The sequence below is a fragment of the Intrasporangium sp. genome (assembly GCF_032907665.1).
GTDB lineage: Bacteria > Actinomycetota > Actinomycetes > Actinomycetales > Dermatophilaceae > Intrasporangium.
Map to the genome: position 1 here is coordinate 1 of NZ_JAJJPG010000051.1, position 15123 is coordinate 15123.

General features: G+C 71.1%; 11 protein-coding genes. All 11 read right to left on the bottom strand.

The annotated features are described in order from the left end of the window. Positions 1-199: 199 nt before the first annotated feature. Positions 200-1657 carry a pyruvate kinase gene (gene pyk / locus LOY02_RS09555; RefSeq protein ID WP_317182122.1) on the bottom strand — a complete coding sequence of 486 codons (1458 nt, stop codon included), beginning with the start codon at positions 1655-1657 and terminating at the stop codon, positions 200-202. Positions 1658-1807: 150 nt separating this feature from the next. Then, entirely contained in the window at positions 1808-3265 is a 1458-nt protein-coding gene (locus LOY02_RS09560; RefSeq protein WP_317182123.1) for a glutamate synthase subunit beta, read from the bottom strand. After that, a complete protein-coding gene (gene gltB, locus LOY02_RS09565) occupies positions 3258-7823 on the bottom strand; it encodes a glutamate synthase large subunit (RefSeq protein ID WP_317182137.1) in 4566 nt (1521 codons plus the stop codon). The genes LOY02_RS09560 and gltB overlap by 8 nt, the downstream gene beginning before the upstream one ends. Before the next feature lie 159 nt (positions 7824-7982). Next, positions 7983-8987, bottom strand: a complete 1005-nt coding sequence (gene lgt, locus LOY02_RS09570; protein WP_410505936.1) for a prolipoprotein diacylglyceryl transferase — start codon at positions 8985-8987, stop codon at positions 7983-7985. Positions 8988-8992: 5 nt separating this feature from the next. After that, a complete protein-coding gene (gene trpA / locus LOY02_RS09575) occupies positions 8993-9793 on the bottom strand; it encodes a tryptophan synthase subunit alpha (protein WP_317182125.1) in 801 nt (266 codons plus the stop codon). After that, positions 9790-11052, bottom strand: coding sequence for a tryptophan synthase subunit beta (trpB, locus tag LOY02_RS09580; RefSeq protein WP_317182126.1), 1263 nt, complete (start codon positions 11050-11052; stop codon positions 9790-9792). The genes trpA and trpB overlap by 4 nt, the downstream gene beginning before the upstream one ends. 2 nt (positions 11053-11054) lie before the next feature. Next, entirely contained in the window at positions 11055-11903 is an 849-nt protein-coding gene (gene trpC, locus LOY02_RS09585; RefSeq protein WP_317182127.1) for an indole-3-glycerol phosphate synthase TrpC, read from the bottom strand. A 5-nt stretch (positions 11904-11908) separates the two neighbouring features. Continuing rightward, positions 11909-12181, bottom strand: a complete 273-nt coding sequence (locus LOY02_RS09590) for an HGxxPAAW family protein (protein WP_317182128.1) — start codon at positions 12179-12181, stop codon at positions 11909-11911. A gap of 107 nt (positions 12182-12288) precedes the next feature. Beyond that, positions 12289-12870 (bottom strand): Trp biosynthesis-associated membrane protein, encoded by a 582-nt coding sequence (locus tag LOY02_RS09595; RefSeq protein WP_317182129.1) that lies wholly within the window; start codon positions 12868-12870, stop codon positions 12289-12291. Next, a complete protein-coding gene (locus LOY02_RS09600; protein ID WP_317182138.1) occupies positions 12867-14447 on the bottom strand; it encodes an anthranilate synthase component I in 1581 nt (526 codons plus the stop codon). Before LOY02_RS09600 ends, LOY02_RS09595 begins: the two co-directional genes overlap by 4 nt. A gap of 55 nt (positions 14448-14502) precedes the next feature. Further along, positions 14503-14898 carry a phosphoribosyl-AMP cyclohydrolase gene (hisI, locus tag LOY02_RS09605; protein WP_317182130.1) on the bottom strand — a complete coding sequence of 132 codons (396 nt, stop codon included), beginning with the start codon at positions 14896-14898 and terminating at the stop codon, positions 14503-14505. Positions 14899-15123 lie beyond the last annotated feature (225 nt).

The following is a 15123-nucleotide window of genomic DNA, read 5'->3' on the forward strand; positions in this document are numbered from 1 at the left end:
CGTGTCTGCCATTCCACCACCCCGGCCGAGGTGCCGGGCAAGCATACCCGCGGGCTCGGTTGGGCACGAAAGCCTCCGGTAGCCCCGGCCGGGACACGCGGATGCCGTATGCCGCTGAGCGGGCTTCCCGAGGAACCGTCGCGGCCGGCCCCGTCGAGTCCACCGCCCCACGTGCGGCCGAGTCACCGGTTCCGGTGCCTCAGCGCGTGACCTCGTCGGGGTGGTAGGCGGGGGCCGCCCGGTTCACCGCATCCCCGACGCGGTGCACGCGCAGGGCGTTGGTCGATCCGGGGATGCCGGGTGGCGACCCGGCGACGATGACCACGTGCTCCCCCTCGACGACTCTGCCCTCGGGGATGAGGTTGAGGTCCACCTGCATCGCGAACTGGTCGGTGTGCGACATCCGGGGAACGAGGTAGGTCTCGATCCCCCAGACGAGGGCGAGCTGGGATCGAGTCCGCTGCTCGGAGGTGAAGGCGAGCATCGGCCGCCTGGGCCGCAGCCGCGCCATCCGCCGCGCGGAGCCGCCGGTCTCGGTGAAGGTGATGAGGAACTTCGCGTCGACGACATCGCCGATCTCCACCGCTGCCTTGGTCACCGCGCCGGCCGCTGTCGTGAGCACGGTCTGCAGGGGTGAGATCTTGTCGTGGCCGCGCTCCTCCGTCGACTCGATGATCCGGGCCATGGTGGTGACCGCCTCCATCGGCCACTCGCCGATCGACGTCTCGCCGGACAGCATGAGTGCGTCCGCGCCGTCGAGCACGGCGTTGGCTGCATCCGACGCCTCGGCCCGCGTGGGCCGGGGGTTCTCGATCATCGACTCGAGCACCTGGGTGGCCACGATGACCGGCTTGGCCGCCTGTCGGGCGAGCTCGCAGGCGCGCTTCTGGACGATGGGGACCTCCTCGAGGGGCATCTCGACGCCGAGGTCCCCGCGCGCGACCATGATCCCGTCGAACGCCTCGACGATCTCCTCGAGCTTCGCCACGGCCTGGGGCTTCTCGATCTTGGCGATGACCGGAACCCGATAGCCGAACTCGTCCATGATCTCGTGGACGTCGGTGACGTCGCTCGCCGAGCGGACGAAGGACAGGGCGATGAGGTCCACCCCGAGACGCATCGCGAAGCGAAGGTCGTCGCGGTCCTTCTCCGAGAGGGCCGGGACGCTCACCGCGACACCCGGCAGGTTGATCCCCTTGTTGTCGGAGACGACACCGCCGATCACCGTCTCGGTGACGATGTCGGTGTCGGTGACGTCGACGGCGCGGAGGGTCACCCGGCCGTCGTCGATGAGCAGGACGTCTCCGGGCCGGACGTCCTTGGGCAGGCCGGCATATGTGGTGCCGACCTCGGTGTCGTCGCCGTCGACGTCGCGGGTCGTGATGGTGAACCGCTGTCCGGGCGAGAGGGTCACCGGCCCCTCGGCGAACCGGCCGGTGCGGATCTTGGGCCCCTGCAGGTCGACGAGGATGCCGACGGCCCTGCCCGAGGAGTCACTGGCGGCTCGCACATCGCGGTAGACCTGGGCGTGGAGGGACTGCTCGCCGTGGGACAGGTTGAGGCGGGCCACGTCCATGCCGGCGTCGACGAGGGCTCGGAGCTGTTGCGGTGAGGAGGTCTTGGGACCGATCGTGCAGACGATCTTGGCGCGACGCATGGCTCAACCTTATGGGTCGTGTGATGTGGGTCACGTGCGGGGTGGCCGGGTGGGTCCCCGCGCGGCGTGCCACCCGGATGACGTGCGAGCGCGCCGCCCGGGCCGCCTGACGGCGCGGTCCCGGGGCGGCCCGGGCAGGTCAGCAGCGGGTCAGACTGCCAGGGGTCGGTCGGTGGGTGCGATGGGTCGTGGGAGCGATGATGAGCCGGTGAGCCAGGCATCGACCCCGGCGGCAGCCGCCCGGCCCTCGGCGATGGCCCAGACGATGAGGCTCTGCCCACGGCCGGCGTCACCCGCCACGAAGACACCGGGGACCGAGGACATGTAGTTCTTGTCGCGCCGGATGTTCGAGCGCTCGTCCAGCTCGACGCCGAGCTGCTCGACGACGCCCGGTCCATGCGGGCCGAGGAAGCCCATGGCGAAGAGGACGAGCTGCGCGGGGATCTCGCGCTCGGTGCCCGGCTGGGGCTGGGGCCGGCCGTCGACGAACTCCACCTCGACGAGCCGGAGGCCCGCGACGTTGCCCTCGCCGTCTCCGACGAACTCCGTCGTGCTCACCGCGTAGATGCGCTCCCCGCCCTCCTCGTGGGCGCTGGCGACGCGGAAGATCATCGGATAGGTGGGCCAGGGTTGGTTCTCGGGGCGCTCGTCCCCGGGCTGCGGCATGATCTCCAGACTCGTCACCGACCGGGCGCCCTGCCGGTGCGCGGTGCCGATGCAGTCCGCCCCGGTGTCACCGCCGCCGATGACGACGACGTCCTTGCCGGTGGCCAGGATCTGGTCCTCGATCGTCTCGCCGAGAGCCGCCCGGTTTCCCTGCGGCAGGTAGTCCATCGCCTGGTGGATACCGCGGAGCTCACGGCCGGGCGCCTGGAGGTCTCGGGGCACCGTGGACCCGATGGCGAGCACCACGGCGTCGTAACGGTCCCGCAGCTGGGGCCCGGTCAGGGCGATCCCGACGTCGACACCGCTGCGGAAGCGGGTGCCCTCGGCCTCCATCTGACGCAGGCGCCGGTCGAGGACCGACTTCTCCATCTTGAACTCGGGGATGCCGTAGCGCAGCAGGCCGCCGGGCTTGTCCGCGCGCTCGAAGACGGCGACCGTGTGGCCGGCGCGGGTGAGCTGCTGTGCCGCGGCCAGCCCAGCGGGGCCGGAGCCGACGACGGCCACGGTCTTGCCGGACAGCCGCTCGGGCGGCAGCGGCCGGACCAACCCTCGGTCGAAGGCCTCCTCGATCGTGGTGACCTCGACCTGCTTGATCGTCACGGCCGGCTGGTTGATACCGAGGACGCAGGCCGTCTCGCACGGGGCCGGGCAGAGCCGTCCGGTGAACTCCGGGAAGTTGTTGGTCGCGTGGAGCCGCTCGATGGCACTGGCCCAGTCGCCGCGCCAGGCGTGGGTGTTCCACTCCGGGATGAGGTTGCCGAGCGGGCAGCCCTGGTGGCAGAACGGGATGCCGCAGTCCATGCAGCGACCTGCCTGGCGCTGGAGCTGGCCGAGCTCCTGCTCCTCGTAGACCTCCTTCCAGTCCCGGATGCGCACCGGGACGGGTCGGCGGGCCGGGAGCTCGCGCTGCCGGACGGTGAGAAAGCCCTGCGGGTCAGCCATGGGAGGCCTCCATGATCCGGTTCCACACGTCCGCTCCGTCGACGTCGAGGCCGTCGGCCTCCGCCGTCGCCCGGACGTCGAGCACACGCTGGTAGTCACGTGGGAGGACGAGGGTGAACCGTGCCCGCGCGCGCTGCCAGTCGTCGAGCAGCGACTGGGCTACCGGCGACTCGGTCCACGCGACGTGGTCGGCCAGCAGCCTCCTCACCGTCGTCTCGTCGTCGGGCCGCAGGGGTGAGAGGTCGACGAGCTCGGCGTTGACGAGCTCGGGCCGCAGGTCCAGCACGTAGGCGACGCCACCGGACATGCCGGCTGCGAGGTTGCGTCCGGTCGGGCCGAGGATGAGGACCGTGCCTCCGGTCATGTACTCGCAGCCGTGGTCGCCGACACCCTCGACGACCGCTGCGGCGCCGGAGTTGCGGACACAGAACCGCTCGCCGACGATCCCGCGCAGATACATCTCACCGGTCGTCGCGCCGTAGCCGATGACATTGCCGGCGACGACGTTGTCCTCTGCGACGAGGCGGGCCTCCCGGTGCGGGCGGACGACGATCCGGCCACCGGACAGGCCCTTGCCGACGTAGTCGTTCGCGTCGCCGAAGAGGCGCATCGTCACTCCCGCCGGGAGGAAGGCGCCGAACGACTGGCCGCCGGAGCCGGTCATCGTCAGCTCGATCGTGTTGTCGGGCAGCCCGTGCGGGTGGACCCGGGTGACGTGGTGACCGAGCATCGTGCCGACGGTGCGGTTGACGTTGCGGACCGCGATCTCGGTGCGGACCTGCTCCCCGCTCTCGATCGCCGGGAGGGCCCGGGTGATGAGCTCGTTGTCGAGGGCCTTGTCGAGCGCGTGGTCCTGGACGGTCGACTGGTAGAGAGTTCCCCCGGTCGGGTTGTCGGCGACCGTGAGGATCGGGGTGAGGTCGAGGCCGGACGCCTTCCAGTGGGCGATGGCCTTGTCGAGGTCCAGGCTGCCGACCTGGCCCACGGCCTCCTCGATCGAGCGGAAGCCGAGGGCGGCGAGGTGCTCGCGGACCTCCTCCGCGATGTACTCGAAGAAGGTCTCCACGAACTCCGGCTTGCCGGTGAAGCGCGAGCGCAGCTCCGGGTTCTGCGTGGCGATCCCCACGGGACACGTGTCGAGGTGACAGACCCGCATCATGATGCAGCCGGAGACGACGAGTGGCGCGGTGGCGAAGCCGAACTCCTCGGCGCCGAGCAGCGCCGCGATGACGACGTCGCGGCCGGTCTTGAGCTGGCCGTCGACCTGGACGACGATCCGGTCGCGCAGGCCGTTGAGCACGAGCGTCTGCTGAGCCTCGGCCAGCCCCAGCTCCCATGGCGCCCCCGCATGCTTGAGCGATGTCAACGGCGACGCGCCGGTGCCACCGTCGTGCCCCGAGATGAGGACGACATCGGCGTGCGCCTTCGACACACCGGCAGCGACGGTCCCCACGCCCACTTCGGCGACCAGCTTGACGTGGATCCGGGCGCCCGGGTTGGCGTTCTTGAGGTCGTGGATGAGCTGCGCGAGGTCCTCGATCGAGTAGATGTCGTGGTGTGGGGGCGGCGAGATGAGCCCCACACCCGGCGTCGAGTGACGTGTCCGGGCCACCCACGGATAGACCTTGTGACCGGGGAGCTGACCACCCTCACCCGGCTTGGCCCCCTGAGCCATCTTGATCTGGATGTCATCGGAGTGCGTCAGGTAGAGGCTCGTCACTCCGAACCGGCCGGAGGCGACCTGTTTGACCGCGGAACGACGCTCGGGGTCCAGGAGCCGGTCGATGTCCTCTCCGCCCTCACCCGTGTTGGATCGGCCGCCGAGCCGGTTCATCGCCACGGCGAGGGTCTCGTGGGCCTCTTGCGAGATCGACCCGTAGCTCATCGCTCCGGTGTTGAACCGCTTGACGATCTCACTGACCGGCTCGACCTCGTCGATGGGCACGGGCAGGCGACCGGTGACCCCCGCCGCCTTGAAGCTCATCAGGCCACGCAGGGTCATCAACCGAGTGGTCTGGTCGTCGATCCGCGAGGTGTACTGCTTGAAGACGTCGTAGCGCCGCTGGCGCGTCGAGTGCTGGAGGCGGAAGACGGTCTCGGGGTCGAACAGGTGGGGTTCGCCCTCGCGCCGCCACTGGTACTCCCCGCCGACCTCGAGCACCCGGTGGGCCGGGTAGACGCCGTCGGGCGGGTAGGCCTTCGCGTGCCGCTCGGCCGTCTCGCGCGCGATGACGTCGAGCCCGACGCCGCCGAGCTGCGACACCGTGCCGGTGAAGTACCGGTCGACGAGGTCCGGCGCGAGCCCGATCGCCTCGAAGACCTGCGCGCCACGGTAGGAGGCGACCGTGGAGATGCCCATCTTCGACATGACCTTGAGCACACCCTTGCCCAGGGCCTTGATGAGGTTCTTCACGGCCACCTCGGGCGTGACGCCCTCGATCTGGCCGGACCGGGCGAGGTCCTCGACGGTCTCCATCGCGAGGTACGGGTTCACGGCGGCAGCGCCATAGCCGATGAGGAGGGCGACGTGGTGGACCTCGCGGACGTCGCCGGCCTCGACGACGAGCCCGACCTGGGTCCGCGTCTTCTCCCGGATGAGGTGGTGGTGGACCGCGGCCGTGAGCAGGAGCGACGGAATCGGGGCGAGGTCGCGACCCGAGTCGCGGTCGGACAGCACGACGAAGCGAGCGCCGCGCGAGATCGCCTGCGACACCTCGGCGAAGATCTCCTCGAGGCGGTCGCGCATCGCCGATGCTCCCCCGGTGACGTCGTACAGCCCCCGGATCACGTGGGTCGCGTAGCCGGGCAGGTCACCGTCTGCGTTGATGTGGACGATCTTGGCGAGCTCGTCGTTGTCGATCACCGGGAAGGTGAGCACGATCTGGCGCGCATGCGCGGGAGATGCCGACAGCGCGTTGCCCTCGGGGCCCATCGTGGTGCGCAGTGAGGTGACGAGCTCCTCGCGGATCGCGTCGAGCGGGGGGTTGGTCACCTGCGCGAAGAGCTGAGTGAAGTAGTCGAAGAGGAGCCGGGGTCGCGACGAGAGGACCGCGATCGGCGTGTCGGTCCCCATCGACCCGAGCGCCTCGGCGCCCGTCCTGGCCATCGGGGCGAGGAGGATGCGCAGGTCCTCGGTCGTGTACCCGAACGTCTGCTGGCGCCGGGCCACGGAGGCGGCGGTGTGCACGATGTGCTCGCGCTCCGGCAGGTCCTCCAGCCGGATCAGCCCCGCGTGCAGCCACTCGCCGTAGGGCTTCCCGGCCGCGAGCTGGCTCTTGATCTCGTCGTCGCTGACGATCCGGCCGTGCTCCGTGTCGACGAGGAACATCTTGCCGGGCTGGAGCCGGCCCCGCTGGACGATCGTGGCGGGGTCGAGCTCGAGGACCCCGGACTCGGACGCGAGGACGACGAGCCCATCATCGGTGACGGTGTAACGGCCGGGCCGCAGCCCGTTGCGGTCGAGCACGGCCCCGACCAGGGTGCCGTCGGTGAACACGACGTTGGCCGGCCCGTCCCACGGCTCCATGAACGTCGAGTGGAACTCGTAGAAGGCTCGTCTGGCCGGGTCCATGAGCTCGTGGTTCTCCCACGCCTCCGGAATCATCATGAGCACGGCGTGCGGGAGGGACCGTCCGCCGAGGTGGAGCAGCTCGAGGACCTCGTCGAAGCTCGCCGAGTCGGACGCGCCAGGCTCGCAGATGGGGAAGATCCGCTCCAGGTCGCCCGGGATGATGTCGGACGTGAGCAGGCTCTCGCGCGCCCGCATCCAGTTCCGGTTGCCCTTGACCGTGTTGATCTCGCCGTTGTGCGCAATGAGGCGGTAGGGGTGCGCGAGCGGCCAGGACGGGAAGGTGTTGGTGGAGAAGCGCGAGTGGACGAGCGCGAGCTCGGTCTCGTAGCGGGGATCGGACAGGTCGGGGAAGAACGGCTCGAGCTGGCCGGTCGTGAGCATGCCCTTGTAGACGATGGTGCGCGCCGAGAGGGACGCGAAGTAGACGTCGACCTCGTGCTCGGCGCGCTTGCGGAAGCAGAACGCGAGCCGGTCCAGCCCCAGGGCGACCTGGCGACCCATCGCAGAGCTGACGAACAGCTGCTCGAAGTGCGGCATGCACGCGCGAGCGACCGTTCCGACCAGACCCGCCTCGACGGGCACCTCGCGCCAGCCGAGCACCTTGAGGTGCTCCTCGGCGGCCAGCTCCTCGATCCTCGCCTTGACGGCCGCACGCGCGACGGGATCCGTGGGCAGGAAGGCGAGCCCAGCGGCATACGCCCCCGCATTGGGGAGAGCGAAGGGCACACTGGCGCGGAAGAAGGCGTCCGGCACCTGCGTGAGGATGCCAGCGCCGTCACCGACGAGCGGGTCGGCTCCGGTCGCGCCGCGGTGGTCGAGGTTGCGCAGGGCGGTGAGGGCGTGGTCGACGATGTCGTGCCCCGCCGAGCCCCGCATCGTGGCAATCAACGCGACACCGCACGCGTCGTGCTCGAACTCCTGGCGGTAGAGCCCCGAGTCCTCCGGCTGCGCGCTGAACAGCGCCCGCGTGCGGGTGTGCGGCGTCATTGTCACCGTCCTCACCAGTAGTCCTTTTCCCTGACCTGACAAAGGGCGTGTGGACGGCTCTGGCCACAGGCGTTGGGGAGAAAGATACTGCCCCAACGGGGCGTCCTACGTGTTGATACGGCGCATTTCGAATCGTGAGACGGCGATATCGGCCGCGAGTCACGCGTCCGGGCGGCTCGGCACGTCGTCGGCGCCTGCGTCGTCAACGTCCGCGTCCGCGTCCGCGTCGGCCTCTGCGACGTCTGCACGAGCTGCGTCGTCGGCGTCGTCGGCCTGGTCGGCCTGGTCGGCGTCGGCACCGGGGTCCTCCTTCGCGCCGGGCCGCTTCGCGAACCAGCGCCACAGCCAGAGGCCGACGAGGAAGACGAGGATCGAGGTCCAGGTGTTGACCCGCTGGCCGAGGATGTGCGTGGCCGGGTCGGTGCGCATGTTCTCCACGATGATCCGCCCGAGCGGGTACCCCATGACGTACGCGGCGAAGACCTGGCCCCGGGCCAGGCGGAAGCGCCGACCGATCCAGATGAGGAACGCGGCGAGGGCGAGCACCCACAACGCCTCGTAGAGGAACGTCGGGTGGAAGTAGCCGAGCACCACCGGATCGCCCGAGGAGTCGACGACCGCACGCCCGTTGGCCTGGTCCCACTCGTGGATCCGGAGCCGCCACGGGACGTCGGTCGGCCGGCCGTAGAGCTCGTTGTTGAACCAGTTGCCGAAGCGCCCCATCGCCTGGGCCACGGCGACGCCGGGCGCTGCCGCGTCGATGAAGTCGCGGAAGTCCACGCCGGTCTTCCGGCAGCCGATCCACGCGCCGACGGCTCCGAGGGCGATGGCTCCCCAGATGCCGAGACCGCCCTCGTGGATCTTCAGGGCGTCCAGCGGGTTGCGGCCCTCGCCGAAATACTTGTCGGCGTCGGTGATGACGTGGTAGACCCGCCCGCCGACGATCCCGAAGGGCACGGCCCATGCGGAGATGTCGATCGCGACCCCGGCAGGTGCTCCTCGCGCCGCCAGTCGCCGCTGGGTCAACCACACGGCAACGACGATCCCCGCCAGGATGCACATCGCGTAGGCGCGAATCGGCAGCGGCCCGAGGTACCACACAGCCTGGGTCGGGGACGGGATCTCCGTCGCGATCGTGGCGGGCCCCGCCAGCACGGTGGTCATCATGTTCATGCCCTTCCGCTCCTCACGCCGTCCGCGAGCTCACGCGTCAGTGCCTCCAGCGCCCGGAGGCCGGACGCGGGGTCCGCTGCCTCCGTGAGGCACCGCACCAGCGCGGACCCGACGATGACCCCGTCGGCGAACCGCGCGACCTCGCCCGCCTGTGCCCCGGTGGACACCCCGAGGCCGACACACACGGGGAGGTCGGTGACCGCCCTGGTCCGGGTCACGAGGTCGCTTGCCGCCTGCCCGACGCTGGCCCGGGCGCCGGTCACCCCCATGACAGCGGTGGCATAGACGAAGCCCCGGCACTGGGCGGTGACCGCCGCGAGGCGCTCCGGCGTCGAGCTCGGCGCGACGAGGAAGACCCGGTCGAGGTCGTTTCGTTCGGCCGCGCGGATCCAGTCGCGAGCCTCGTCGGGAATGAGGTCGGGGGTGATCAGTCCCGAGCCGCCAGCGCCGGCGAGGTCGGCGGCGAACCGGTCGACGCCGTAGCGCAGCACGGGGTTCCAGTACGTCATGACGAGGACCCCCGCGCCCGCTGCGGTGACGGCCCGGACGGCCTCGAAGGTGTCCTTGAGCCGAACGCCGCCCTGGAGGGCCCGGACGGCCGCATCCTGGATGACGGGACCGTCCATGACGGGGTCGCTGTAGGGCACGCCGATCTCGACGATGTCGACGCCCGCTCGCACGACCGTCTCCATCGCCTCGATTGAGCCGGCCACGGACGGGAAGCCGACCGGGAGGTAGCCGATGAGGGCGGCCCTCCCCTCGGCACGACAGGTCTCGAGGATCGCCGTCACGCTCACAGCTGCTCCCCCATCCCCTTGGCACCCGGTGCGTCGAAGCCGCCGGGGGGCATCGGCAACAGTCCGCCCTCGTCGATGAGGCCGAACCACTGGGCCGCCGTGTGGACGTCCTTGTCACCGCGTCCGGAGAGGTTGACGAGGATGACGGCGTCGGGACCCAGCTCGCGGCCGAGCTGCATGGCGCCGGCCAGCGCGTGGCTGCTCTCGATCGCGGGCAGGATCCCCTCCGTGCGGGCGAGCAGCCGGAAGGCCTCCATCGCCTCGACGTCGGTGATGGGTCGGTACTCGGCGCGTCCCGACTCGCGCAGGTAGGCGTGCTCGGGACCGACACTGGGATAGTCCAGGCCCGCCGAGACGCTGTGCGACTCGATGGTCTGGCCGTCCTCGTCCTGGAGGACGAAGGTGTAGGCGCCGTGCAGCACCCCGGGAAGGCCGGTGGAGAAGCGGGCCGCGTGGTGACCGGACTCGATGCCCGAACCTCCGGCCTCGAGCCCGACGAGCCGGACCGAGGCATCGTCGAGGAACCTGTGGAAGATGCCGATCGCGTTGGATCCCCCTCCGACACAGGCGCACACGACGTCGGGGAGGCGACCGACGAGGTCGAGCACCTGCTGCCGGGCCTCGATCCCGATGACGCGGTGGAACTCCCGCACCATCTCCGGGAACGGGTGCGGCCCGGTCACGGTGCCGAGGACGTAGTGCGTCGTCGCCACGTTGGCCACCCAGTCGCGGAATGCCTCGTTGACGGCGTCCTTGAGGGTCTGGCTGCCGTGCTCGACGGGGACGACCTCGGCGCCGAGCAGACGCATCCGGGCGACGTTGAGGGCCTGCCGCTCGGTGTCCTTGCGGCCCATGTAGACGACGCACTCGAGGCCGAGGAGGGCGGCGGCCGTCGCCGTCGCCACGCCGTGCTGCCCCGCGCCGGTCTCGGCGATGACCCTGGTCTTGCCCATCCGCTTGGTCAGCAGGGCCTGTCCGAGGACGTTGTTGATCTTGTGGGATCCGGTGTGGTTGAGGTCCTCCCGCTTGAGCAGGACGCGGGCCCCCCCGCAGTGCTCGGCGAATCGCGGCACCTCGGTGAGGATGCTCGGCCTGCCCGTGTAGGTCCGGTGCAGCCGCTCGAGCTCCCCGACGAAGGCGGGGTCGACGGCCGCCTTGCGCCACACCTCCTCGAGCTGCTCGAGGGCGGGGATGAGGGCCTCGGGGACGTAGCGTCCCCCGAACGCGCCGAAGCGCCCCACGGGCGCGGACTGGGACATCGTCACTCCTGCTCGTGCGACTGCTCGGCAGGGGTGCCCGCTGCCGGGACCGGGACGACCGCGCTGCGGGCGGCGGCGATGAACTCCCGCACGGCCTCGGCGGGGGCGCCTCCGGTGACGAGGGCCTCGCCCACGAGCACCGCACGCGCACCGGCGCGGACGTAGTCGACGACGTCGGCCGGGCCCGTCACGCCCGACTCGGCGACGGCGATGATGTCACCCGGGATACTCGGCAGCAGGTCGGCGACGACCTGCCGGTCGACCTCGAGGGTCCTGAGGTTGCGGGCGTTGACGCCGACGACGGACGGGTGGAGAGTCATCGCGCGGTCGAGCTCGGCGGCGTCGTGCACCTCGACGAGCGGTGTCATGCCGAGATCGGTGGCCTGCTCGTAGAGGTCTCGCAGGAGAATGTCGTCGAGCGCTGACGCCATGAGGAGCACGAGGTCGGCCCCGTGTGCCCTGGCCTCGGTGACCTGGTACGGGTCGACGAGGAAGTCCTTGCGCAGCACCGGCACGCGGACCGCCGCCCGGACGGCGTCGAGGTCTGCCAGGCTGCCGCCGAACCTGCGCTCCTCGGTGAGGACGCTCACCGCACTGGCACCGCCAGCTTCGTAGGCCGCGGCCAGGGCACCGGGCTCCGGGATCTCGGCGAGTCGACCCTTGCTCGGGCTGCGTCGCTTCACCTCGGCGATGACGGCGACCCCCCCAGCGGTGCGGAACGACGGCACCGGGTCGATGGCCGGGGTCGCAGCTGCGGCTCGCGCCTCGAGCTCCGACACCGGCGTGGTGGCGCGACGTGCCGCGAGATCCTCGCGCACGCCGCTGATGATCTCGTCGAGGACCGAGGGCACTGCTCTCAGCTCTTGCCGACGGTCGAGGTGCCCCGCTCGTCAGGGGCGTCGGCGAGCAAGGACTCGCTCTCGCGGTCGTGTGGCTTGCTGCCGTAGCCGGCCATGGCGAGGACCTTGCCCACGATGGCGCCGACGACGATGATCACCGCTGCGATGATCCCGAGCACCAGGCTCGGCACGACGACGGCGATGCTGCCCACGGCGGCGCCGACGAGCATGATGCCCACTGCAGCCCACGCCGCAACGCTGTGTCCGTGGTCCTCGTGGTGCTCTTCCATGGCGTTCTCTCCCATCCGGTCGGCGCTCTCGTCGTCGCCGCTGCGTCGTCCGGCGGCTGCTCCGGGCCGCTCTCAGGCCATTCTGTCAGGTCCGGCTCGTCATTCTGTCAGGTCGGGTCCCGCCCGTCGCGAAGGGTCGGGTCGTCGCCGTCGGTCAGCTCGTCCCAGGCAGTGCGGACCTCTCCCCGCGGGCCGCTGGCCGGCTTGGCGCGCTCGTAGCGCGCCGCCAGCCCGGTCCACGACGAGCTCGATCCCGCCGCGGCCGCCGCACCGGCGAGGAGCAGCACCGCCGCCAGCACCGCGAGCCAGCCCCAGGTCGTCGTCGTGCCGGTTGCGGCGGGTGCGGTCGTGCGGGCGAGCTCCTCGGACAAGGCGCCGGCGACGGCCTCGCGCGGCCCGAGGGCGACGAGGGTGGTGAGCACGAGCGCACCTGCTGCGGACAGGACCATGACGACGGCTGAGGCCGCACGGATCACGCGGCCGCCCGTCATGAGGGCGATGAGCGAGACGATACTGATCACCGCCAGCCCGACGGCACCGGGCGTCGCCCGGCCGCCCGTGACCTCCACGGCCCCCCGGCTGAGCACGTCGCCGGTCGCGCCGCTCGCCCACGCCTGGGTGGACAGCGCGACGAACGCGATCGCCGGCGCCACGACGGCGAGGGCCGAACGCCGCTTGTCGAGTCTCACGGGACCACCGGCCTCATGCCTGCAGCCGCCGCCACGGCGCGCAGGGCGGATGCGGCCTTGGTCACCGTCTCCTCGTACTCGACGTGTGGCACCGAGTCGGCGACGATGCCCGCCCCCGCTTGGACGTGCGCCTGTCCGTCGGCGATGAGCGCGGTCCGGATCGCGATCGCCATGTCGAGGTCGCCGGCGAAGTCGAGGTAGCCCACGACACCGCCGTAGAGGCCGCGACGCACCCCCTCGTAACGGTCGATCAGCGCCATGGCCCGCGGCTTGGGCGCCCCGGAGAGGGTCCCCGCGGGGAAGGTGGCGACGAGCGCGTCGTAGGCCGTGCTCTCGGGTCGCAGCTCGCCGACGACCGTCGACTCGATGTGCATGATGTGGCTGTAGCGCCGCACCGACATGAAGTCCACGGTGTCGACGGTGCCCGCCTCACAGATCCGCTGGAGGTCGTTGCGTGCGAGGTCGACGAGCATGAGGTGCTCAGCGCGCTCCTTCGCGTCGCCCAACAGCTCCTCGGCAAGACGGGCGTCGTGGTCCGGGCTCTTGCCCCGCGGCCGGGAGCCGGCAATGGGGTGGGTGATGGCCTGGCGTCCCGCCACCTTGATGAGGGCCTCCGGACTCGAGCCCACGACGTCGTAGGAGGAGCCGTCGGGGTGGGGCAGTCGGAGGAGGTACATGTAGGGGCTGGGGTTGCTCACCCGGAGGGCGCGGTAGACGTCGAGCGCGTCGGCAGGGCACGGGACGGTGAAGCGCTGGGAGACGACGATCTGGAAGGCCTCTCCTGCCCGGATCGCCTCCTTTGCCCGCTCCACCATCGCCTCGAACTCCGCCTGCGTGTGGGTGCTCCGCGGCTGAACGGTGCGCGGCTCGATCGTCGCGACGGTGCTGGGCGCCGGTGCCGCGAGCTCGGCCGTCATCCGGTCGAGCCGTGCGACGGCGTCGGCCCACGCCTCCTCGATCCGTTCGTCCGTCGCGTCGTGGTTGACGGCGTTGGCGACGAGCAGGAGCGAGCCGTCGCTGTGGTCGAAGACCGCGAGGTCGGTGGCCAGCATCATCGCCAGCTCCGGCAACCGCAGGTCGTCCCGGCCGTCGTCCGGCACCCGCTCCCAGCGGCGCACCGCGTCGTAGGTGATCGCCCCGACGAGACCACCCGTGAGCGGCGGCAGGCCGGGCGTGCGCGGCGTCGCCAGGGCAGCGACGGTGTCCCGGACCGCGACGGTCGGGTCGCCCGACATGGGCAGGCCCACCGGGACGTCCCCGATCCAGTGGGCCTCGCCGTCGAGCTCGGTGAGCGTCGCGGCACTCCGCGCCCCGACGATGGAGTATCGCGACCACACACCGCCGTGCTCGGCCGACTCGAGCAGGAACGTGCCCGGCGCATCCTTGGCGAGCTTGCGGTACACCCCGACCGGGGTCTCGGCGTCGGCGAGCACGCGTCGCACGACCGGGATGACCCGCCGGTGCTCGAGCGCGAGCTCGGTGAAGACCGGGAGACTGGGCCACGTGGCGCCCCACGTCAGGTCGGCCTCCGGCGCCGCCGTCGGGGTCGCTGTCGTCTTCTCGGGCACGTCCGCCATGGTCACGACCGCCATTGTTCCGCACGGACGGGCGCCGCCCTCACCGCCCGGTGCCTCACTGCCCGGGGGACTCGCCGACGGCGGCGGGCAGCACCCGTGCGTCGAAGCACGTCCGGTCCCCCGTGTGGCAGGCCGCCCCCACCTGGTCGACCTGCACGAGCACGGTGTCGCCGTCGCAGTCGAGGCGAACCCCCTTGACCCACTGGACGTGACCGCTCGTGTCCCCCTTGCGCCAGTAGGCCTGGCGGCTCCGCGACCAGAACGTCACCCTGCCCTCGGTCAGCGTGCGCCGCAGTGCCTCGTCGTCCATCCAGCCGACCATGAGGACCTCGCCCGTGTCATGTTGCTGGATGACCGCGGCGAGCAGGCCCCGGTCGTCGCGCTTGAGCATCGCGGCGATGGCGGGGTCGAGATCGGTCGGCTGGGTGCTGTTCCACTCGGTCACCAGCACATTCTCCCTCCCCGGCGGGGAGCAAGGTCGCGGGCGTCGCATCGGGGGCGGCCGCAGCGTCCGGGCGTGGGTCGGCTGGACCGCTGCGTGAGGTGCCCGAGCAGACAGGGGGACGTATGCCGCTGAGCCGGCTCGGGCGCTGACCGTCCCGCGGGCGCCGCGGAGTCAGAGCGGAGTCAGAGCGGAGTCAGAGCGGAGTCAGAGGGTCTGCTGCTGTGCGACCCA